The sequence below is a fragment of the Streptomyces lunalinharesii genome (assembly GCF_039532155.1).
GTDB lineage: Bacteria > Actinomycetota > Actinomycetes > Streptomycetales > Streptomycetaceae > Streptomyces > Streptomyces lunalinharesii.
Genome location: NZ_BAAARK010000024.1, coordinates 94,177 through 115,840 on the forward strand (window position 1 = coordinate 94,177; position 21,664 = coordinate 115,840).

A 21,664-nucleotide genomic window follows, 5' to 3' on the forward strand; every position below is an offset into this window, starting at 1 on the left:
ACCGCTCACTCTACAGCGTCACAATAGTGTTGCCCGTATCTAAACTTCACGGCGTATAGTTACCATGTCGCGAAGGAGCGGCAGCATGAGCAGCTACTAAGGGGAGAAGCCATGCACATTGGAGTCATTGGGGCCACGGGCGGCATCGGCAGTCGCGTCGTCACCGAAGCCCTCGAACGGGGGCACCACGTCACGGCCTTCAGCCGCGACGCCACGCGGGTCGACGACGACCGGAAGAACGCCGTCTGGAAGAGCATCAACGTTCTCGACGTGAACAGTGTCGCCGCCGCCATACCCGGCCTGGACGTGCTGATCAGCGGATTCCAGCCCGGAAACGCCGCCAAGGACATGGCCAACACCGTGGCCCGCTCGATCGCTGATCCGACGACGTACGCCACCGCCGCGCGAGTACTCCTGAAGGCGTTGGAGAGCCACCCACGGACCCGGCTCATCGTCATCGGCGGCGCCGGCAGCCTGGAGATCGAACCCGGCGTAGTCCGGGCCGACTCCGACCAACTCCTGCACGAGGCCCTGGACGCGATCGGCCTGCCGAGGGAGTATGCCGCCGCGGTGCGCGGCCACCGGGACGCCCTGAACGTCCTGCGCACCTCCAACCGGCTGTGGACCTACTTCAGCCCTGCGGAGGACATCGCGCCAGGTGAGCGTACGGGCCGGTTCAGGATCGGCGGCGACCAGCCTGTCCTCGACGCGGACGGGCGCAGCCGGATTTCCATGGAGGACGCCGCTGTCGCTCTCGTCGACGAGGCGGAGCTGCCGCGCTTCGTCCAACGCCGCTTCACGATCGGCTACTGACCGAGGTCGGCGGACCAACGCCGCAGCTGCCGGATGACCCCGGAAGCGCGCCGCCGTGCCGGTAGGACCGCATGCCCACGAAGGCGCGTTCGGTATTCCCCATGGAGAAGTCCATGAACTTCTCCATGGGGAATACCGTGGCCGTCCACAGTGACTGGGCGGGAGATATCAGGACTTCGGTGCCGGTTCGGCGATGCGAGCTTCAAGATCGGCGACGTGCCGGTCCTGGAAGCGCGCGGCGCCCGGCGACGACTGCCCGGTCGTGACCCGTTCCGCTCGTTTCGCGAACGCCGCACCGCGCACAGGCCACCCGCCAGCCCCGCGACGGGCACCGGCCCGGGGGAGCATGGTGAAGGGCTCCGCCGGGTCGTGGCCACGTGCGTGCGCGACGTGTCGGCGATACAGCGCCCTGTAGAGCGAGTTGGAGATGACAGGGGCGAGCGGCGGCACGGCGAACGGGATCGATACGGGGCCGGGCGCGCCGTCCAGCGTGTCCTGGGGCTTCCTACACTCCTGCTGGTACTTCTTCGCCACGAGACGACCGTGGTGGTGGACGGCGTACGCAGCAGGCGGACTAGGTGCCGTCCTAGTGGTGGTAGCGGTGGACCAGACCGCGCACCGCACCGTCACGCTCGACCAGCCACGTCTGCCTCTCGGTGTCACCCTCACCCTGCTTCAGTGTCCAGCCGGCACCGAGACGTTTGGACAGGTCAAGGTTCATCGCACGGGTGCGATTGAGAACCGCGCGGTGCCGGGCTCGTACGGGGCGCGCCGCTGCCGCCGCTGTCGCCCTGCCGCATGCGGGATCCGATGGTGTTACGGATGTGCGTGAGGAACCTCAGGCCGGAGAGCTGATGGCGCGGAGGGCGGCTCGGAGTCGGCGGCCGTCGTCGGTGTCCGGGATCTTGACGCGGTCAGCGTTCATGGATGCCAGCTCCGCTAGGGCCGCCGCGGGATCGCCGTGCAAGTGCGCGGCGTACACGAGGTACAGCGCCTTGTAGAGCGCCTGGGAAACGCCCCCGTCGAGCCGGACGACGTAGGGTTCCAACGCCGTCAGCAGTTCCGCGACCGGGTCCGTCGCACGGTCGACGCTCGCTTCCGCTGCGCGGTCGGCGACTCGGCGGCGGTATGCCTTTTGACGACACGCCGCGTCGCAGTACGCAGAATCCGCACGCCCAGACATCACGGGCCGGCCGCAACTGCCGCACGGCCGGCCCGACCCCCGCCCACCGTTACGCCTGCGCGTGAGGGACGTCCGGCACGCCCGCGAACACGTCACCCCCCGCAGCAGCCTCTCCGCCCGGCGCACCACGACGATCCCGCAGGCGAGGCACGGCTCAGGCGCCAGGACCTCTCCACGACCCGTCAGGTCCAGCCACCAGGCTCCGTCCGTCTGCCGGGCCGCCTGCGAGCGCGTCCGGCCGGTGACCGGGTCCGGGGCGCCCTTGAGGTAGCAGTCCTGGCAGATCAGGAAGGTGCCGAAGACCGCTCGTCGCTTCCGCTTCACGACGCCGTCGACGAGGCAGGCCGGTCCCGCGGACAAGCCGGCGGTGCACATCCTGCAGAGATGAGAAACCTCACGCATAGTCATAACGGGATCAACGACCAGCACGCCTAGCCGTAACGGCACCGGTGAGCGCGCCCCCTTCGCTGGCCGTGCGGAGCCGGCTCGCGACCCGCTGGCTCGGTCGACGCGGGCAGCGGACGGTCGGGCGGGGCGTCGGCACGGCGGCTACCCGAGCCAGACGATGTCCAGGACCGACAGGTGGCGCAGGGCGCGGTTGGCGAAGTAGATCACCGAGAGCTGGCCGACGGATCCGATGCGGACATCTTCGCCCTCCGGATCGTCGGTGTCCCACTGCGAGAACCCCCAGGGGCTGCCGGCCGCGGCGTCCAAGACGTCCCAGATCGTCAGGGCCGTGTGCTGGTGCCACCCGCCGGCGGTGTACTCGCCGACCGGCCCGCCCCAGGGCATTTCGGCCCAGGCGTGGTATTCGACCGGCGGCGGCTGGAAGCGCACGCCCAGGCACCAGTTGAGGCGATGGCCGAGCAGGGCCGCGGCGAGCACGGCGCCCAGAGAGGTCTCCATGCAGGCGGCACGTCCCGGCCACAGCCGGGCGGTGTGCCGGACGGCGTCGACCAGCGCCTCGGCCCGCGCGGGGTCGAGGTCGCGGTGGCCGATCCGGCGGGCAAGGCGGGCGCCGCGGACGGTGTAGCGGAAGCGGACCTTGCGGCGGAGGGGCCGGTGCAGCAAGACGAGCGCCAAGGCGAGGCCCGCGGCTGCGGCCAGCCGCTCGGGATACGTGCCAATGCGGACAGTGGAGTACGCCTCCATGCTGGTCACCGCCACCACCTCCACCAGCGGCGAACGGGCACCGGTTCAGCCGCCAGGCCCTGGGCGGTGAGCGTGTCGACGACCGTGCGCATATCGCGGGCGGCCTGCTCGGCGGCGATGCCGTACCGCTCGGCGAAACGTCCGGCGGCCTGGTCCTCGGTGCTCCCTGCCAGCAGGAGCATGAGCGCCGCGGACGCGGTCGGCGTCAGGTGCGTCCAACGCCCGGTGCGCTCATCGAGGATGGCGCCGCCCGCATCGGTCAGCACCGCGTGGGCGCTCTCACGCAGCCGCATGAGCCCCCACCTCCCACCACGAAGAGGCGGCGTGCGCCTCCAACCGCCGCAGCCACACCTCAGCGGCCACGGCCAGGTGCAGCGCGCCGTGGGCGGTTGACTGTCCGGCCGCCGCCCGCGCCAGCATCCTCGCCACAGGCGCTTCGGTGGCCAGTCCGGCGGCGGCCAGCCGCGAGGAGGAGCCCAGCAGGTCCATGAGCACGGGGGCGTTCTGGGTCAGGCCCGCGTAGGCGAGCGCGTTGAACCCGCCCTTGGTCACCCGGGACAGCACGAAGCCCGGCAGCACGCTGGTGCCGGTGAACGCCTCGGCCAGCAGCGGCTTGTATCGGCCGGCGGCGGCGCGCTGGTCGGCGGGTACGGCGAGGCAGGCCCGGATGACCTCGTTGTCCAGGAAGGGGGCGGCGATCTCGATGCCGTGACCGGCGAGTGCGATCTCGCGCCACCCGCTGGTGTCCGCGCCGACCCGGACCAGGTCTTGGCGGTCCGCCCACGCTGCCAGGAGCCGGGGCGCCTCGGCGCTGTGGTCGGCCGCCGTATCGAGAGCGTTCGCGAGCTGGCCCCGTACGTCGGGGCTCATCCAGTGCGCGGTTGCCAGCAACGGCGTCCAGGCCGCCGGCTGCTGGGCCTGCGGAACCCACTCCCCAGGTGCCTGACGCAGCGTGGTGGCGAGCTGGCGCCAGGAGGCGGGCAGGTCGGTGCGGGAGGCGGGGCGGGCCCGGCGGAGCACGGACAGTACGGAGGTGTGCCGCAGCCGGGCGTGCGCCTGGGCGTGCTGGAAGGCCCGGCGGTGCTGCCGGGTGCGCAGCAGATCGGCGAGGTAGGCGGACGGCGCGGACAGCACCGCGTCCCCGGCCGCACCGGTGAAGTGCACGCCGGGAGCGCGGGTTCGGGCGGCGACCGTGTCCAGGACGGCCCGTTTGATGGAAGCGGTCACCACGTACGCGTTGGGCGCGTCGGTGATCGGCAGACGGTCCAGGTCGCCGACCCCGGCGTAGTACACGGTCCGCGCACTGCCGGGCACCTTATGGTGCGCGAGGTTGGGCACCGTGGCCGCGGTGCGGACCGCGTACGCCAGGTCGTCGTCGCGCAGGCGGTCGTCGGCGAACGTCACCGCGGCCACCGGCCCGCTCCTGGCCGCGAGGCAGGCCAGCGTGGTGGAGTCCAGCCCGGCCAGATCCGCGCTGATCGGCCGGTCGCCGAGCCGGACAGCGACCGCCTCGCTCAGCGAGGCCCGCACCGTCGGGGCGGCATCGTGCAGGTTCACCGGCGTGTACTCGGCCGGTTCGTAGCGTACGGCCGCGGTCTGCTCGGGGGTGATCAGCAGCAGGTGCCCGGTCGGTACCCGGCTCACCGCGCGGAACAGGCTTCGCTGCCCGAGCACGTCCGGCTGCCCGAAGGCCAGATGGGCGGCCAGCGCGGTCGGATCGACCTGCGCCCCGTCCAGCGCGGCCAGTGCACCGGCCGACGTCGACCACCAGGTCCCGGTTCCTTCGGTCCGCCAGTACACCGGGTGCTGACCGGCCAGGTCACCGATTACCGCCAGCGCTTCGCCACTGCGGGCGATCGTCAGGTAGGAGCCGGGCCAGCGGGTCAGCGCCCGCCAGTCCTTCGCCCGTACCCGCTCCAGCGCCTGCCCGAGCTGCTGGTCGTCGGCGCCGCAGTCACCGACCATGGCCAACGCCAGCGGGCCGGAGCCCGCCGTGCGGACCCGGCTGGCGGGCCAGCCAACCGTCCATGCCGCCTCGTGGCCCGGCACCGGCCGGCTGCCCCTCGGCACCCGGTCGTGTCCGCTTCCTGCGTACCAGCCCGTGCTCCACCGCATCAGTCGCTCCTCGAAGTTCACTTCGGTGGTCTGGGAAAAGAGCGAGCGCCGGGCCGTTTGTGGCCGTGCCCCAGCACGACCTTCGTAGCCCGGCGCCCGCTTACACCCGGAGCCGGCCGCGGCACGTAGCCACTGCGGCCCCGAGCCAAACCCGGTGGATCAGGCGTTCTTGTACTGGGTGTCGTCGGCGGTGTCGAAGTTGTTCGTCCCCAGCGTCACCTCGGCGACGTCCCCGACGTCCAGGACGAGGGGCGCCACGTACACGGGGATGGTGGTCTGCTCCATGATCGAAACCTCCAGGTCTTGTCGTCCCCCGCGCCCGGAAGTGGGCGCCGGTGGACGGGCGGTGCACGCCGAACGGCGGGACCCGGGGAGCCTCTTGGGCCCAGCCGCCTGGCCTGATGAACAGTCAACCCGCCTGGCCCGTGCGGCGGTACGGTGGCGGGCAGGGCAAGCGGTATATCGGGTATACGGGCAGGTGCTCATGACCACGCGAACGCCGAACCACCAGCTGCGGGACCTCGTCGCCGAATCCGGGCTGACGTATGCGGCCCTGGCCAAGGCTGTCCGCGCGGTGGCCGCCGAGTGCGGCACCGGCTTACGGACCAACAAGTCCACCGTCGAGCACTGGATCGCGGGCGTCACGCCCGCCGGCGACACCGGCCGCTACCTCGCCGTGGCGCTGTCCCGGCGTCTGGGCCGCCTGCTGACGCTGCACGACCTCGGGCTGGCGGACGAGGATGGCGGAGAGGATGACAGCATCGGCCTGTCGCTCGGGGCTGACCCGATCGACGCCCTGCTGCCGATGTGGAGGTTCGAGTTGGATCGGCGCCGCTTTTTGATGACCTCCGCCTATTCGGTGGCCGCTGCCGCACTGCCGCTGTCCTACGTCCAGGAGATCGCCGACCGCAGCGCCGCGGCCCGCACCGGCCAGATCGTCGGCATGGCCGAGGTCGCCGCCGTACGCGACATGGTGCGTGTCTTCTCCGAGATGGACGAACGCCACGGCGGACAGCACGGCCGCAGCGCGCTCGTGCAGTACCTGCGCGACGACGTCGCCCCGCTGTGCCGGGGCCGCTTCCGCACCGAGGAGATCCGCCGGCACATGCTCTCCGCCGCCTCCCGAGGCGTGCACCTCCTGGGCTGGAAGTCCTACGACGCGGGTCAGCAGGGCCTCGCGCAGCGCTACTACCTCCAGTCCTACGCGCTCGCCGTCGAATCCGGGATCACCGGCCACGACGGGTTCGTGATGCGCACCATGGCCATGCAAGGGCTCAAGCTGCACCGGCCCGAGCACTGCCAGGGCCTCGCCGAGACCGGACTGGACCGCGCCAAAGGCAAGGTCGACGCCCAGACCGAATCCCTCTTCCGCGTCGTCCACGCCCACACCCTCGCCAAGTCCGGCCAGCCACAGGCAGCCCTCGCCGAGGCCGAGCAGGCGCGCGCCCTGCTGACCTCCGCACCAGGTGACGAGGTACCGTTCTGGGCCCTGACCTGGGGCCCTCCAGCCGCCTCCGTCTACTCGCGCACCGCCAAGGTCCACGAGACGCTGGGCGACCACCGGGCCGCCGCCGAGCAGTACGCCCGCGCCGCCGCCTCCCGCCCCGCCGGCACCTACGCGCGGATCGTCGCCCTCGACCTGGTGGCCGGCGCCGAAATGCACCTCAAACGCGGCCAGATCGAGCAGGCGTGCGCCACCTGGAACCGGGCCATCGACCACATGGACGGCGTCCGGTCCGTCCGCACCCGCAAGGCCCTCACCAGCATGCGCCGCGACCTCGCCCGCTTCCGCGCCCGCGGCGTACGGTGCGCGGCCGAACTCGACGAACGCGCCATCGACTTCCTCGCCAGCGCCTGACAGATCGCGCCCTGTCGGCCAAGGCCCGCCTAGCCGGCCGCGGACGGCATCCGCCAGCCGGTGGCGCGACCTACTGGCCGCCGGGCGTCACCGGGCGCCAGCAGACCGGTCACCTCGACGACGGCCTCCGCAGAGGGCTGAAGTACCGGCGGACGTTCCCGACCTTCTTGTGCCTCGGCTTGGCCATCAACATCACCGCGGACGCGCCGCGCTCGCCGAGGCGGGCGGGGCCCGGCCCGCGCCACCCCACGAGCCAGCGCCACGGCGGGAACCGGCCGCGCTCTCTCGAACGCTAGGGCGATCTCGGTTTGCGTGGCTTGGTGCGCTTGCTACCTGGCCGGTGCCGGCTTCGAGCCAGCGTCTGGGCGTCGTATTCCGTCTTGCTCATCACCGTGCGCGGCTCGGGTTCGATGACGGGTTTGGTCGATCGCCAGGGCACGGCTGACGTCCAGCCGATCACGGGCATGGTCTCGTCGAAGTGGGGAGCGAACTGCGCACAGTTGAGCGTGGGCATCTGGTAGTTCAGGCCGCGGGCGCGCTCGATGAACACGGCGGGGAGCAGGACGTGGTGGGTCTCCACGTAGTGAGGGAAGTCCTGCCGCCAGAGCCACGCTCCGTCGGTGAGCAGCGAGGAGCAGCCTGGCGAGTGGCGGTGAGCCTCTCCTGTGATGACGTCATTGCCGCCTTCCATGACGTCGAGCAACACGTGACCGGCATCGAGGTAGGAAACCAGTGCTGTCGCATCTGGTTCTCCGACCGGTCGCACAGCATCACGCACAGGACCATTCGGCTGCCCGGGACTCTTTTCGAACTCGTCGTAGAAACCGAGCAACCCCAACATGACGGCCCCTCCCCGTTTGCCCCACCACTCTGCCAGCACCACCAACGCGACGACGGCAACATCGCACCCACAGCGGCCGCCGCGCAGAGAGCTTCCAGACAGCAGCCAACACGGGCGCGACGGACGACAAACTGGTGCGACGGTCCTCTGCACGGGCCGCCCGACCAGCGAGCCACCCGGCCTGGCACCAGCGTCCGGCTCCAACCGACCGTCAGCGACGAGCACACTACGCCCCGGGTGGCAGCACACCGAGGTGGGCCAACAGCAGCGGGCCGAAACCCACCACCGCCCCACCCGGACCCGCTAACCCCACCCACGACCAGGCAGAACAGCCCCGACCAGCACAAACACACACCGGGTCTTTTAGCGCTACCGATACATACAACGAGCCCGGCTCCACTCAACGCAAAAGACACAACCCCAGCTCACACACGCTGACCTCCCCGCTCGAACCGCTCGCCCGGCCTCTCAACCAATCAGCAACACCCCAGATCAGCCCACACCCCGTACACCAACTAACCCCCCTCCGAGCGTCATCGTGGCCGAACGCCGCGAGGTGCTCCGACAGTTCGCCAATGGCATCGACGCGGCCGGGCGCCGGGTCCACCGCGCCTTCCTCGCCTCGGTACGCGTGCTCGGGGAAGGCGTCGACATCACCGGCGAGCGGGGCGTGGAAGCCATCTGCTTCGCCGACACCCGCGGCTCGCAGGTAGAGATCGTGCAGAACATCGGCCGCGCGCTCCGGCCCAACAAGGACGGCTCCACCAAGGTCGCCAGGATCATCGTGCCGGTGTTCCTGGAGCCGAACTAGGACCCAACCGACATGGTCGCCTCCGCCAGCTTCAAGCCGCTCGTGGCCGTGCTCCAGGGCCTGCGCTCGCACGATGAGCGCCTGGTCGAGCAGCTCGCCTCCCGCGCCCTGACCCGAAGGAAGCACGAGCACACCGTGCACGTCCAGCGTGACGAGGACGGGCGGATCGTCGGGGCCGGCGGCGAGAGCGACGGCGCGGACCAGGAGCAGGACGACGCCGACGCCGCTGCCGAGTCGGCGCTGCTGCACTTCTCCAGCCCGCGCGACGCGGCGACGATCGCGGCGTTCCTGCGGACCCGGGTGTACCGGCCGGAGTCGCTGGTGTGGCTGGAGGGCTACCAGGCCCTGATCCGCTGGCGAAAGGAGCACGAGATCAACGGCGTCTACGCCGTCCCGTATGACGTTGAGGTCGAGGTCGGCGTCACGAAGGACTTCCCGCTCGGGCGGTGGGTGCACCAGCAGAGGAAGGCGCTGCGGGCCGGGGAGCTGGAGGACCGGCGCAAGACGCTGCTGGACGCGCCGGAGGCCGGGATGGTCTGGGAGCCGGGCGAGGAAGCGTGGGAGGCCAAGCTCGCCGCCCTGCGGTCGTACCGGCGGGCCACCGGGCACCTCGCGCCGCGTCAGGACGCGGTGTGGGGCGAGGGCGAGGCGATGGTGCCCGTCGGGCAGCACGTGGCCAGCCTCCGGCGCAAGGGCGCGAAGAACGGCCTGGGCAAGGACCCGGAGCGGGCAGCCGCACGCGCGGCGCAGCTCACCGAGATCGACCCGGACTGGGACTGGCCATGGCCGCTGGACTGGCAGCGCCACTGCCGAGTGGTCGCCGACCTGGTCGACGCCGACGGCGTTCTGCCCTACATCGCGCCGGGCGTCGTCTTCGACGGCGACGACGTGGGCAAGTGGCGATGGCGGCAGCAGGAACCGGGCACCTGGGCGCAACTCCTCCCCGAGCAGCAGCGGCTGACCGCGCTCGGCATCACCGCACCTGCGACCCCGTCTCCCGCACCGGTGGCGTCCCGTGCGACGAAGGGCCCGAGCAAGGCGCAGCAGGCGTTCCAGCGCGGCCTGGCGGCCCTCGCACAGTGGGTGGAGCGGGAAGGCACGGACCGACCTGTGCCACGCGGAACGGTCGAGGAGATCACGGTCAACGGCCAGGCGGAGCCGGTGATCGTGAAACTGGGCGTGTGGATCTCCAACACCAAGACCCGACGCGACAAACTCACCACCGAACAACGGCATGCACTGCAGGAGCTCGGCATCGACTGGGCGTAGGCGAGGGGGTGGGCTCCGGGTATGGAGCCCACCCCTTCACTTCTTCTTCGGGCGCCGTACGACGCGCCGGGGGGTGGCCAGCCGAGCAATCTTGGTGTCGCTGGCCAGCTTGTCCGGGGTCCCGGTGAAGGCGCGTACCGCCTCGAACAGTTCCCGGTCCGAGCGGGCGGTCAGCTTGGGCTCGATGATGTCGAGCAGCTTCTTCCACCGTGCCCGAGGCTTGGCGAACCAGAGCTTGGCGGAGATCGGCGCCTCGGTGAAGCTGCGCAGCACGCGGCCGGCCTGGCTGCTCGTCAGCTTCCCGAACAGCTTGTCGTAGCTGGGTACGGCCGCGTTGGATACGCCCCACTCGTTTCCGAGGAAGACCTCGACCAGCGTGAGGACGTACTTGCCTTCCACCGCTTCCGGGACGTTGCCGTACTGTCCAACGAGCACGGCCAGGGATCGAGCCGGTGCCGGTTCGGTGTGGAAGTTGTTGTAGCCGTGGTGAGCGGCCAGCAGGTCGTCCAGTACCCCATCGATCTCTGCCGCCCGCTCGTTCTCCGGCAGGTAGGCCCCGCCGTCGACGAGGTTGAGGAGCTCCTTGGCCGCCCGGGCCTGCGTCATGTCGGCGCTGGCGCTGAATCGGCCGTACTGGACGCCAAAGCGCTGCCGCGCCTCTTCGCTGATCTCTGGCCACAGCTCCGGCCACAGCATGAGGACGTTGTTGGCGACGACCGGTGTGCGGCTGGTGTTGGTGTAGAGGCCGAACAGGCCGGCGCCGAGCGCGTCGGCACGGTCTGCGGGAAGGTCTTCGAAGAACGCCGTGGTGTTCTTGACCTCGCTCGAGTCGAGCTGGTCCTTCTTGATGTTGGCCAGCAGCTTGCCCGTCTCGGCCGTGATGGTGTCGTACGGCAGGGTGATGACCTGCCGTACGCACGTCTCCAGCCAGGCGGCGAGCTGCATGCCAGTGAGTTCCACCTGGTTGAGGTGGGCAGCACTGGCGTAGTTCCGCATGTAGCGGATGTGGTCAACCTGAGCGTGGCCGGTGGCGGAAAGCAGTCCGATCTCGCGAGCAGCACGCAGCAGGTCGATGTCGTCGACCTTGACCAGGTCGTCCTCCGTCGACAGGTGCTTCCGTCGGTCGTGTGACGGAACGGCGATGTCGAAGAAGTAGGCCAGGTCGTATCCGGCTACGCGCCGGCGAAGCTCGCCGACTGTTTCGTTCCACAGGTAGTTGAGCGCCGCGTCGAAGAGTCCGGCGGCCGCCGCAGTGATCATCTTGCTCACATACACCGACCGGCCGCGGTCTTCCATCGGCAGTCGCCGGAGAGCGCCCCCGAAGCTCGCGAGTGCCTGCCCGCGTTCCGCCAGCTCCACCAGCACTCCGTCAGTCGGGAGCCCGGTCTCGGCGAGCTGATCGAGGAGCATCTCCTCGAAGCGTTCAAGGTCGTCCACAGCAGGCGGCAGCACGTCTCGGCGCGCGATCTCATTCACCACCCGAATGTATCCACTGGGAAAGGTCAACGCCGCTGGCTTTTGCGGGCTGCCGCGGCCCTGCAGATCCCACGCGACAGGCCCTCCAGAGCGCAGCCAGACGCGCCGCGGGAGTGGGCGTGACACGCCACCTCGCCCGTCGTTGAACTGGGAGGTCAGCGAAGTGGAGGCCCCGGGACGTCGTGACCCCCGGGGCCTTCGTCTTACCTTCCGGCACCGGACGGCGGTGCAACACGCACTGCAACGTGAGCGCCCAGACCTCCCGTTGGCCGGTGTTTTCGCAGTTCAGAGGTGCAATGTGCTGACGTCTTGCAGAGCTGGTGTTGCACGGCCGAGCGGGTGCGTTGCCGTCACCGGTGTCGCGTCACCGCTTCGAGTGGCTTGTTCGTCACCGGCCCCGGGGAGCCTTGCCGGGAAGCACGCACCCCTGTGGTCCCCATCGGCTATACCGGAGCGGGGCCGACTGCCCTGCCCGCCGTAGGAGAAGGAGCCCACCGCCTCATGACCGACGCCGCGAACACCCCTCCCACCACCCGCACCGCCCGCGTGCTCACCACTGTCTTGGTCGTCATCGCCGTCGCCTACATGGGCTTAATGACCTTCATCTCGGTACCTGAGCTCACGGACTACATCGGCGGCCGGGACATCGACTTCCCGGTGTTCCTGGCCATCGCGGCCGTGGCCGGCCCCGCCCTGTTCTGGGCGTACATCGGTCTCGGCTTCGGGCTCACCGTGGTGGGGTGGGCGGCCGGTATCGCCCTCACCGGCATCCTCACCAGCCTCACGTACGGGTACCTCCTCGCCTCGTCCAACGGCCACGGCTTCTCCTACTGGCTGTTCCTCACCCTGATCGTCGCCACCACCCTCGGCGCCTTCTGCGTCATGCCCTACGCGCTCGTCCGCGGCACCATCAGGAGCCGCTGACCTTCCAGGCCGTCCTGCTGCTCCTCGCCCGACCCGCGCAAGCCACCGCCTAGGACTGCTCACCGCCCGCCGCGCGCCACCGGCCGGCGAAGTCCTCCAGGGCGCGGCGCTGCTGCTCCTCCCGGGCGATCTGCCGGGCGAGCCGATCCCGGCTGAGGCGACGGCGATTCACGGCATCACCGACGCCATGGTCCACGACGCGCCCACCTTCTCCGAGGTCCTCCCCCGCCTCACCGAGGCCCTCGCCGGACGCCGGATCGTGATCTACAACCGGGCCTACGACACCGGCCGGCTGCTGTGGGAGCTCCACCTGCATCACCAGGCCGACGGCACAGTCGACCTGGCCAAGCGCTCCCCTTACGACACCCGGGCGGCATCCGGCCGCCCAGACCTGGCTGGACGCGCAGGTGTGGGAGAAGTGCGCGATGGAGCAGTACGCGGCCTTCTACGGCGACTGGCACGACTACTTCGGCAGCTACACATGGCAGAAGCTACGCGGCGGCCACCGGGCCCTTGGCGATACGCGTGCCGTCATCCGGCGACTGGAGGAAATGGCCGCCTACCCCAGCCCCTTCGCCCCCGTCGAGGAGTTCGCCGCCGCGTGACGACGACAAGCCGCGCACAGCGAAGAAAGGCCACCACCCGCCGCGCCCCAGCCCTCCAGAAAGGGGACGCGGCTCCCGGCCCGACTCGCTGCCCTCGTCGCCGTCCTGGTCACTGCCCCCGGGGACAGGACGGGAGTTGCTGACGGCGGTGCCAGCGCCGACTCGTGGAGGTACACCCTCGACGGGCAGGCGCGGAAACTGGCGGCCCGGGCCGGCTCGGCGGCCGGCGGCCCGGCTGTCGGTAACGCCCCCGGCACCGCTGGCTCCAACGCCGGCACCGGCCGCAGGCAGCGGCATCGACATCGGCGAAGGTGACTCCTCAGCAGCCGGCCCGGCATCCCGCAACGATTCCGCATTCGATCCGCCCTGTGGTGACAGTGCCGCGCCCGCCGGCGGCGCGGGACCTGTGGCGTCCGAGGGCGCAGCCACCACAGGCAAGGCATGGGGACAGGCGGACAGGCGGACAGGCGGACAGGCGGACAGGCGGACAGGCGGACGATGGCGCCTGGTCGACGAAGCGGTACACGCGGGCGACGAACACTGTCAGAGCTCAGCGACCGCTCCGCGACCACCCGGCCGGCATCGCACGGCAGCGCCCGGCTGGCGACGAGGACGCAGCGGGGGTGAAGTTCGGAAGCGACGGGCAACGGCACCACCACCGGAACCGGCCCCTTTCGAAGACCTGCTGGCGGCCCTAGACGCCTGCGGGTGCCGTGCTCGGAGCGCGCGTTGGGAGAACGACGTTCAGGTCGTCACCTTCATCGGTTCCGAGGAAGCCGACGTCATCCACGCTGCTGGCTCCTGGACGATGTCGGTTGCCTCGACGCCGTTTTCATCGGTATGAACTGGGTCGCCGACTACCTCTGCCCGCACGACATCGACACCCCAGCCCGCCCCCGCCACTGTCTGGACCTCACCGCCAACCTGGCCAACGAACGGCGCTGCCCCCGCACCGCGCCCGCTTCTCTGCCTCTGGCTGGACGGCTGCGTCAACGCCCTTGCGCCGGGCGGTGCGAGCCTTCGTACCTCGCACCCAGCACGGGCTCCTGCGGACCCCGCCGCCGCGGGGATTCGGGCCATGGCTTGGGTGGAGGGCGAGCGTCGCCGTAGCGGCGAGCCGCCGGCAGGAATCGGCTGATATTCATCCGAGATTTCATTCGTACGAGTGAAGGTGCGTTGATCTTTGGAGGTGTGACCGGAAGCCTGCCGGGTGGCGGGCTGGGTTCCCGGAATGCGGCCACTGCCTTGCCCGTGACCGTCCCGGCGCATCGACCGGGCGGCGGGCTTCTGCGAACAAGCATCGGTGTGGCAGGTCGACCAGGGAGAGCAACAGTGAAGTTCGGTAAGGGATTACGGTCCGCGTTAGGGCTCGCGGTGACCATGGCCGCGGTCGCGGCGATAGCACCGGCTACGGCTGCGCCCTCCAGTAAGCAAACCACGGGGAACCGGATGGAATGGACCACCTACCATCCGCTGGCAGACATATACGGGTACATGGACCATGTCGCCGCCGCTTACCCCTCGATCGCGCGCGAGACCGTGATCGGCAAAAGCGTCGAAGGGCGACCGCTCAAGACGATCACGATCGGGGACCCGGCAGACAAGAAACCGGGCATCGTGTTGGTATGCGGCCAGCACGGACGGGAGTGGATCTCCCCGGCGACCTGCACCTACCTGATGTCGTACATCACCGAGGGCCGCAGAGCCTCCGCGCTGAAAGACCGCACGGTGACCATCGTGCCCGTGGCCAACCCCGACGGCTACGAATACACGTTCCAGTACGACCGCTTGTGGCGCAAGAACAGGCGGAAAGGTCCCCGCTGTGCCGGTGTGGATCTGAACCGCAACTGGGGCTACAAATGGGGCGGCAAGGGCACAAGCCGCAATATGTGCCAGGAAACCTACCCTGGTACCAAGGCGTTCTCCGAGCCGGAGACGGCCGCCCTGAAGAACTACTTCGAGACGCTCAAGACCAAGCCGGCCGCCGTCTTGGACATCCACTCCTACGGCCAGTACATCCTGTACCCCTGGGGCTACGACAAGGTCCTGTCACCCGACTATAAGGAAATGGATAGGGTAGGCAGGCTGATGGCAGACAAGATCAAAAAAGAGTTCCAGACGGAATACAGCGTCGGCAACAGTGCCATTCTGCTCTACCCAGCAGCCGGAGGCCTCGACGACTACGCCAAGGCCAAGCTGCGAGTCAAATACACCTACACTCTGGAACTTGGAGATACGGGTAAGTACGGCTTCAATCTGCCGTCTCGGTACATCGTTCCCACGTCGAAGGAACTGGTCGCGGCGGTGACGACCCTCGACGAAGCGATCTCCACCACACAAGCATCCCCGCAACGATGAAGTAGCTCCCTGAGCTGATTTCTGCGACCCAAGGCCCGGGCCGCAGAAATCAGCAGGAACTTGCGATACGACACCCGCAGGCGCCACAACAACGCTCACCCGCGCCGCCGTTAGCCACCTCGACTTCACCGTCGCCGGCGCGAGCAGACTGCCCAGCACCTCCGGGCCGCCGACCACCACCGTCCAGCCGAGCCGCTGGGCGGCCCGGCGCGACAGTGCCCACAAACCCGTCAGGCCGCCGCCGGCAGAACCGCGAAGCGGGCGGACCGAGGGCGCGGCACCGGTCCGGCCGGGCGGCCGGCGAGGCACCGGCCGGACCGGTGCCGCGGCCTCAGCCGGCGCGACGGCACCGACCGCCGGACCCGCCCGCAGGCCACCGACGAGGACCCGGCACCGGGCGGGAGCAGCCAGCAGACGGAGCACGTGCAGACGAAGACGGCCCAGGCCGGCGACACCGGCACGCCCGGGCCCACGCCCCAACGGCCCCGCCGGCCTGAAGAAGGCGAGCGCGGCACCAGCGGGGCACGCGGTCGCGGGCCGACGGCGGCCGGCCACCCCGTGCGGCGCAGCGCGAGGGCGGCCAGCATCGCCGGGCCCTGGCCGTCCGGGAGCGCGGCGGGGCGGCGCAGGGCGGTCGCGGCAACGAGCTCCGCCAGATCCTCCTCGCCCAGCGCGACGGCGGCACCAAGCGATGGGCCTCGACGAGCAGATCATCGACCGATACACAGCGGTTGGGCCTGCGGCCGGCCACGGCCCGAGCACCGGTCCCCAGGCCAACCCCGCTGCACCCGCAGCCCTGGCACTGCCGCGGGCCCACGACGATGCGCGCGGCCCGGGAACGATGGCGTGACGCCTACGCGTGCAGGACAACATCACACCGCTGCCTGACGTCGGATGGGCCCGCCCGTTCCACCTTGTGGTGCGGTGGCTTCGGGGTCGGTCCCGCTGTGCGGTCTGGCGGCTGCCAACCGCACAGCGGGCACCCGGGCACGCGGTCGGGATCCCCGGCAGAACCAGCCGCGGCCACGGTCCGGCTCTTGGTCGGCCGAGGCGGCGCTCTACGCGGCCCGGACGGCTCGCTGGGCGGGGACCGGCTGCGCAGCTCGGAGCGCGCCGCCGGCGCCGGGGGAACGGTCTGCCAGCAGGGGTGCCACCACAGCCGCCCGGGCAGGAGCAGCAGGCGGCGGCGCAACGCGGTGATGTCGCGGGGGCGGGGCGCGGCGAGCGTGTTGTAGGTGGTGTTCCAGGCGGCTTGCGTCTGTGCCAGGTCGTCGGGGAAGTCTTCCCACTGGCCGAAGCCGCCCCGTCTCCGTGATGTGTCTGGCCTACCAGTAGCAGCGTGTACGGCCGGGCCCTGGAGGGCGGGCAGCAGCGCGCTTCTCGTCCGCGATTCGTTGCTGATCGCGGTGCAGGGCTTCCACTCGGGCCTCGGGGGTGACGGTTGGTCCGAGGGTGATCGTCTCGGTTCCGGCCACCGGAGCCAGCGAGTACCGGAGGGGCGATTTACTGGATCGCGTGGGCAGGTGCAAACGGGCCACACCGGCCGGGAGTTCGGCGCGCAGTGCTCCGTGCCAGCGGATCCACAGCGCGGGTCGCCCACGGAGTGCTTCGTCGCGGAGCTTGTCCACGGCGGTGCTCTCGTCTGCGCGGTCGATCTCCACAGCGATCGGTGGGCCGTCTTTGCGAATGACGCGCAAGTCCAGGTAGGCGGACCAGGAAGGCGACCAATAGGCGATACAGCCCCCGCTCTGCAGCACGGGCGGGTCGATGTAGCGCATTTGCGCTTCTGATCTGCACCTCCACCCCGACGCTCCCACCCACTGCACCACCGCCCGGGTGATGGTCCGGGTCGCCTCTTTCCCGGTCAGGCCGCTGAAGGAGAAGCCGGTCTCGAACAGGTATGTGCGTAAGGAAGCGGCAAGGATCTCGGACTCGCCGATCTCCGTCAGTTCATGAGCCATCCGGTGATTCTCCACTCGCCCACTGACAATGGCCGGAGAGCAATGGTGACCGCCGCCAGAGGGGTGTCCACCCCGGCCGTCCGACGGCAGTTCACCCCAGCCTGGTGACCTCGGCGCCGAGCCGGTGCGGTGGGCCGCGCGCCCCAGCCGTCAGACGCTGGCGGCGGCCCTCTGTCAGTGGTGCCTGATATCTGCTGTCCTGTCAGATACGCCGCAAGCATGCCGATCGCCGGGAGATGCGATTCATGCCTTTCACTGCGCTGCACCCTGAACTGGGCCGCCTCGACTCGACCCTCCCAGGCCTCGGACGCGGCCTGGAATGGGGCCAGCTCCACAAGGTCCATCCCCGCATCCCGCTCGCCTGCCCCGACTGTTCCTGGGGCCTGCACCCGAAGGTCTCCCGGTACGGAGTTCGGTTCTTCTGCCACGCCCCGGACCGGCCGAAGTCGTGCGAGCTGCTGAACGAGTCGTGGGAGCACCACATGCTCAAGCTGGAAATGGCGGGCGCGGTCCGGGCGGCCGGGTGGTTCGCGGCGCTGGAGGTGCCGGCCGAGGACGGGTCGTGGCGCGCGGACGTCATGGCCTCGTCCACGGACGGGGGCCAGCGCATGGCTTGGGAGGCGCAGCTGTCGCAGATCACCGTGGACGACATCGCTGATCGCACCGACCGGTACGCCGACGAGGGGATCCGGGTGTGCTGGGTGCACCCGGGCGCCCGGCCGCCGCGATGGATCAGCGCGGTGCCGGCCGTCCGCGTCCGCGCCCCGCGGGAGCGGGAGGAACCGTGGATGGTGGACGACGGGCTCGCCGGGTTCGTCTACCGGAGCGGGCGGTGGGAGTTCCAGGAGGAGACGCTGGAGCGGTTCGTGCGCTGGGCGCTGGAGGGGCAGCTCGTTCCTGCCGAGGTACTGCGCCGGTACCGGCGGGTGTACCGGGCGGTCGACGGTGAGCAGCGGCAGTTCAAGCGGGATCTGTGGTGGACCTCGAAGCGGTCGATCGCCGATCAGGACAAGCATGAGGAGATGCGGCAGCGGCAGGAGGCCGCGCGGACGGAGCGGGAGGCCCGCCAGCAAGAGCAGGAGGAGGCTGCGAAACAGCGCCGGAAGGAGCTGGAGGAGCAGGAGCGGGTGCGGAAGGCCAAGGAGGACGAACGTCGACGGCTGCGGCGGGAAGAAGAGCACCTCGTCTTCATGGAACAGATGCGGCGTCGGTGGGCGGAGGAGGAAGCGCGCCGGGAGCGGGAACGGGCGGAGCACGAGGCGCGCCTCGCCCGTGAGCAGGCCGAGCGCGAGGAGAGGGAGCGTCAGGACCTGGAGACCGCGCGGGCGTGGTGGGGCCGGCTGTCGACGCAGCAGCAGACCGAGCTGTTCGCCGCCGTCGCCGAATACGCCTGGCGGGCGTCGAACCTGCGGGTGGAGATCCCGCAGAAGCCGATGATGTGGTCACAGTACGCCCGCGGCGTCCCGGTCCACGTGGCCGACAAACGGCGGACGCTGTACGGGATCGTGCGGCCCTGCCCCGGTCTGGCCGCTGCCTGGCCCAAACTCGCGGAAGAACTGATCCTGGCCCGCAGCGCCCAGGAGGCGCGCGAGATCGCCGACGTCCTTCCCCAGAGCCGGATCGTCCACCTCGACCTGCCCGAGCACGAACAGCTCACCATGTGCTGAGATGCCCGCAACGCACCTCGCTCGCTGAGCTCGGTATGGACTGCGCATGACACCGCCGTCGTCCGACCAGTACAGCAGTAGCGCTACGTTCCTCCCGCCGTGCCCCAGCCCCGTACGAAGGCGGCCAGGGCGCGGTGTTGTTCTTCCTCACGGGCGATCTGCCGGGCGAGCACACCGCCATCGAGGAGACCGCCCCGCCCCGGAACTGCCGGTCACCGCCGACATGCCAGGCAGGGTCGCCGAATTCCTCCGCACCACCGAAGGCGAGCCCACCAGTAGACCCAGGTGACAAATCCACTCGTGGATCGTTGGTCGGGGCGTGACTGTGGACTCGTCTGCACAGCGTTACGGCGATGTGTTGTTCTCCTCCGGATGCGACAGCGAGCGGGAGCGGCTGGGAGGCTTGGCGGGGGCGTTGGACCCGATCAGCCGGGACGTGCTGTCGGGGCTCGGTGTCGCGTGCGGCTGGTGCTGTCTGGACATCGGGGCGGGCACCGGTACGCTCAGCCACTGGCTGACGCGGCAGGCAGGGGCACGGGTCACCGCGGTGGACCGTGACACAGCCTTCCTCAAGGGAATCCCCGGCGAACTGGACGTGCTCCAGGCGGACATCACCGATCCCGGATTCCGGCCAGGCCAGTTCGACCTGGTGCACGCCCGTCTGGTGTTGATGCACGTACATGAGCGCGAGGACCTGCTGCCCCGGATGTTCTCCTGGCTCAAGCCCGGCGCACTGCTGGTGCTCTCCGACGCAGTCATGCTTCCCGAGACACAATTTCTGCACCCTCACTACCGCGAAGCGGTGACAGGGCACTACCGGATGATGGCCGAAGTGATCGGCAGCGACCTGCGCTTCGCGCACCGGTACCCGCAGATGTTCGCCGACATGGGGCTGACCGCAATCGGGTCGCATACGTACCGGCCGGTCGTCGGCGTTGACCACGGGTTCACCGAGTTCGTCGAGGGCACCCTGCGGCAGTCCCGGGACTTCCTCCTCACCCACGGCATGCAGCCGGGGGCCATGGACGAGGCCCTCGCCCATGTGCGCCGACCCGACACCAGGGAGCCTTTTTTCGAAGTGCGCACGACATGGGGACGCAAGCCGCCCGCATCGCCCCAGGGCCGGCACCTGGACCACTCCTGACACACTCCCGACAGCCCCGACGCACGCACCGCTACCTCCCAGCGAAGGCTGCCCCCTCGTGCATCAGACGGCACCCGTCCCCGCCTTCCCCCTGCCCCTTCGCACCCACTCGGAGAGCCTGGATCCGCGCATCGCGGAATTCGCCTCCCCCGCCACCCGCATACTGCTGGCAGCAGACGGTCTGACCACCGTGCTGCTCCAAGCCGCGGCACAGGCCTCGCTGGACATCCACACCGACGCCATCGAGCAGATCCACACGGACGCCCTCGGCGACGCCGAAGCGGTGTCCGCGCTGCGCCTGCAGGGAGAGAAACTGTGCTGGTTGCGTCACAGCCGCCTGCTCACGCCGGACGGTGCGACGATTTCGTTCAACACGGTCGTCGCGCCGAGAGCGCACGACCCCCGTCTGGATGCGGCCATGAACGACCCGGCGCAGCCCCTGGGGTTCGCACTGAGCCGGTCCGGGTTCGCCACGGTGCGGCGACTGTACGACGTCGGCCGTGCCCGGTGGCCCGCTGATCCCGGCCGGCTCTGCGCGTTCAAGGCGTACACCATGCAAGGCCCCGAGGGTGCAGTGGTCTTCGTACACGAGAAATACAGTCCCGACTGGTTCTCGGCGGCCCTCGACGCCCCGGCGGGATGACGGGACCTTCCGCACCGGGCGTGGACGGCTGACACCGCCGTACAGGTCCGTACACCGCCGTACAACTCGTACTGGCGGCACTGCACGGAAACCGCACGACCGCGGCCTCCGCCGACCACGCCTCCCTCACCGGTGACACGGCGACCCCACGCCCCGGTGTGCACCGCAGTTCCTCCGTACCGACCAGCCCGCCAACATGGCGGACATCCCGACTGCGGTCGGAAAACGAGAACGCGATGCTCGCGGTCACTGGCTCGGCGAACATCCATGACGGTTGGCTGGGGCGCACCGACGTGCGAGGGCAGTGCGCCGCAGCCTGTTCCCGTCCGTCCAGTCCAGGCCGGGCGTGGTTCGACGGTAGAGGGCTGCGCGGCAGGCCGCGCGGCGGCGTGCCCGATCATCGGGGCTGGGTCAGCAGCGGGCTGTCCGCTGCCAGGCTGATGCGTGGGGGTCGTTGTGGTGCTCTGGCTCGGCGATGTCGGCTTCGATGGCGAATCCGAGGAGCGCGGCGACGGCCCGTGCCAGTTGCTGTGTTTGGGCGTAGGCGGCCTGGGGGTCCGTGGACGTGGCGGTGGTGAGGGATTCGGTGGTGCAGCGGATGCACGCTGCTGCGGCCTCGGCGTAGTGGCCTTCCCTCTGGCTGCGGGCGCGGACGTCGTCGATCAGCAGCTGCGCATGTCCGGTGAGCAGTTCCCGCCACGCGGTGATCTCGCTGTGCTAGTGGCTCGTCACACAGCCTTGGCCGGGTAATCGACGTGCTGGTCGTCGGCCAGCAGACTGTCTCCAAGTCCTGGTCTTGGAGGTGGTTGTGGGACGTCGACCGAGTGTGTTCGTCCGGCCGGTC

At 70.0% G+C, this 21,664-nt stretch carries 19 protein-coding genes and 3 pseudogenes; 10 read left to right on the forward strand and 12 right to left on the reverse strand.

The features are described from left to right. Positions 1-111: 111 nt before the first annotated feature. Positions 112-813 (forward strand): NAD(P)-dependent oxidoreductase, encoded by a 702-nt coding sequence (locus ABD385_RS29445; protein WP_344581787.1) that lies wholly within the window; start codon positions 112-114, stop codon positions 811-813. Between the two features lie 168 nt (positions 814-981). On the opposite strand, the gene ABD385_RS29450 is transcribed toward ABD385_RS29445, so the two are convergent. The 6 genes from ABD385_RS29450 to ABD385_RS29475 form a co-directional block, all read right to left on the reverse strand. Continuing rightward, complete coding sequence (locus tag ABD385_RS29450; RefSeq protein WP_344581789.1) at positions 982-1,347, reverse strand: hypothetical protein; 366 nt, start codon at positions 1,345-1,347, stop codon at positions 982-984. Between the two features lie 304 nt (positions 1,348-1,651). Continuing rightward, positions 1,652-1,861, reverse strand: coding sequence for a hypothetical protein (locus tag ABD385_RS29455; protein ID WP_344581791.1), 210 nt, complete (start codon positions 1,859-1,861; stop codon positions 1,652-1,654). 684 nt (positions 1,862-2,545) lie between these two features. Continuing rightward, a complete protein-coding gene (locus ABD385_RS29460) occupies positions 2,546-3,148 on the reverse strand; it encodes a lasso peptide biosynthesis B2 protein (RefSeq protein ID WP_344581824.1) in 603 nt (200 codons plus the stop codon). Between the two features lie 5 nt (positions 3,149-3,153). Continuing rightward, entirely contained in the window at positions 3,154-3,441 is a 288-nt protein-coding gene (locus ABD385_RS29465) for a PqqD family peptide modification chaperone (RefSeq protein ID WP_344581793.1), read from the reverse strand. Further along, positions 3,428-5,263: an albusnodin/ikarugamycin family macrolactam cyclase gene (locus tag ABD385_RS29470; RefSeq protein ID WP_344581795.1), complete on the reverse strand. Its 1,836-nt coding sequence runs from the start codon at positions 5,261-5,263 to the stop codon at positions 3,428-3,430. Before ABD385_RS29470 ends, ABD385_RS29465 begins: the two co-directional genes overlap by 14 nt. A 159-nt stretch (positions 5,264-5,422) precedes the next feature. After that, positions 5,423-5,548: a lasso RiPP family leader peptide-containing protein gene (locus ABD385_RS29475; protein ID WP_344581797.1), complete on the reverse strand. Its 126-nt coding sequence runs from the start codon at positions 5,546-5,548 to the stop codon at positions 5,423-5,425. Between the two features lie 199 nt (positions 5,549-5,747). On the opposite strand from ABD385_RS29475, the gene ABD385_RS29480 reads away from it, so the two are divergent. Next, positions 5,748-7,121, forward strand: coding sequence for an NsdA family TPR-like regulatory protein (locus ABD385_RS29480; RefSeq protein ID WP_344581799.1), 1,374 nt, complete (start codon positions 5,748-5,750; stop codon positions 7,119-7,121). A gap of 29 nt (positions 7,122-7,150) precedes the next feature. On the opposite strand, the pseudogene ABD385_RS29485 reads toward ABD385_RS29480, so the two are convergent. Then, a pseudogene (locus tag ABD385_RS29485) lies at positions 7,151-7,341 on the reverse strand (hypothetical protein); the annotation flags it as partial. Between the two features lie 72 nt (positions 7,342-7,413). Beyond that, positions 7,414-7,962, reverse strand: coding sequence for a hypothetical protein (locus tag ABD385_RS29490; protein ID WP_344581801.1), 549 nt, complete (start codon positions 7,960-7,962; stop codon positions 7,414-7,416). A gap of 535 nt (positions 7,963-8,497) precedes the next feature. Between ABD385_RS29490 and ABD385_RS29495 the strand changes: the two are divergent. Then, positions 8,498-10,042: pseudogene (locus ABD385_RS29495) on the forward strand (helicase associated domain-containing protein); the annotation flags it as partial. A gap of 36 nt (positions 10,043-10,078) precedes the next feature. Here ABD385_RS29495 and ABD385_RS29500 read toward each other — a convergent pair. Further along, positions 10,079-11,518, reverse strand: a complete 1,440-nt coding sequence (locus ABD385_RS29500; RefSeq protein ID WP_344581802.1) for a hypothetical protein — start codon at positions 11,516-11,518, stop codon at positions 10,079-10,081. A gap of 501 nt (positions 11,519-12,019) precedes the next feature. Between ABD385_RS29500 and ABD385_RS29505 the strand changes: the two genes are divergently transcribed. Beyond that, complete coding sequence (locus ABD385_RS29505) at positions 12,020-12,442, forward strand: hypothetical protein (protein ID WP_344581803.1); 423 nt, start codon at positions 12,020-12,022, stop codon at positions 12,440-12,442. 49 nt (positions 12,443-12,491) lie between these two features. On the opposite strand, the gene ABD385_RS29510 is transcribed toward ABD385_RS29505, so the two are convergent. Further along, a complete protein-coding gene (locus tag ABD385_RS29510; RefSeq protein ID WP_344581805.1) occupies positions 12,492-12,614 on the reverse strand; it encodes a hypothetical protein in 123 nt (40 codons plus the stop codon). A gap of 15 nt (positions 12,615-12,629) precedes the next feature. On the opposite strand from ABD385_RS29510, the pseudogene ABD385_RS41410 reads away from it, so the two are divergent. From ABD385_RS41410 to ABD385_RS29520, 3 genes and pseudogenes are all read left to right on the forward strand, one after another. Continuing rightward, a pseudogene (locus ABD385_RS41410) lies at positions 12,630-12,704 on the forward strand (hypothetical protein); the annotation flags it as partial. A gap of 163 nt (positions 12,705-12,867) precedes the next feature. After that, positions 12,868-13,047 (forward strand): hypothetical protein, encoded by a 180-nt coding sequence (locus ABD385_RS29515; protein ID WP_344581807.1) that lies wholly within the window; start codon positions 12,868-12,870, stop codon positions 13,045-13,047. A 1,449-nt stretch (positions 13,048-14,496) separates the two neighbouring features. Then, on the forward strand, positions 14,497-15,405 hold the full coding sequence (locus ABD385_RS29520; RefSeq protein ID WP_344581809.1) for a M14 family metallopeptidase: 909 nt from the start codon (positions 14,497-14,499) through the stop codon (positions 15,403-15,405). Positions 15,406-16,730: 1,325 nt separating this feature from the next. Here the strand turns inward: ABD385_RS29520 and ABD385_RS29525 are convergent. Next, positions 16,731-17,366, reverse strand: a complete 636-nt coding sequence (locus ABD385_RS29525; protein ID WP_344581811.1) for a hypothetical protein — start codon at positions 17,364-17,366, stop codon at positions 16,731-16,733. A 245-nt stretch (positions 17,367-17,611) separates the two neighbouring features. Between ABD385_RS29525 and ABD385_RS29530 the strand changes: the two genes are divergently transcribed. From ABD385_RS29530 to ABD385_RS29540, 3 genes are all read left to right on the forward strand, one after another. Next, complete coding sequence (locus ABD385_RS29530) at positions 17,612-19,033, forward strand: competence protein CoiA family protein (protein ID WP_344581813.1); 1,422 nt, start codon at positions 17,612-17,614, stop codon at positions 19,031-19,033. A 319-nt stretch (positions 19,034-19,352) separates the two neighbouring features. Next, positions 19,353-20,177, forward strand: coding sequence for a class I SAM-dependent methyltransferase (locus tag ABD385_RS29535; protein ID WP_344581815.1), 825 nt, complete (start codon positions 19,353-19,355; stop codon positions 20,175-20,177). 190 nt (positions 20,178-20,367) lie between these two features. Further along, a complete protein-coding gene (locus ABD385_RS29540; RefSeq protein ID WP_344581816.1) occupies positions 20,368-20,820 on the forward strand; it encodes a hypothetical protein in 453 nt (150 codons plus the stop codon). A 411-nt stretch (positions 20,821-21,231) separates the two neighbouring features. Here the strand turns inward: ABD385_RS29540 and ABD385_RS41415 are convergent, their stop codons facing one another. Continuing rightward, positions 21,232-21,528, reverse strand: coding sequence for a DUF6415 family natural product biosynthesis protein (locus ABD385_RS41415; protein ID WP_425585507.1), 297 nt, complete (start codon positions 21,526-21,528; stop codon positions 21,232-21,234). Positions 21,529-21,664 lie beyond the last annotated feature (136 nt).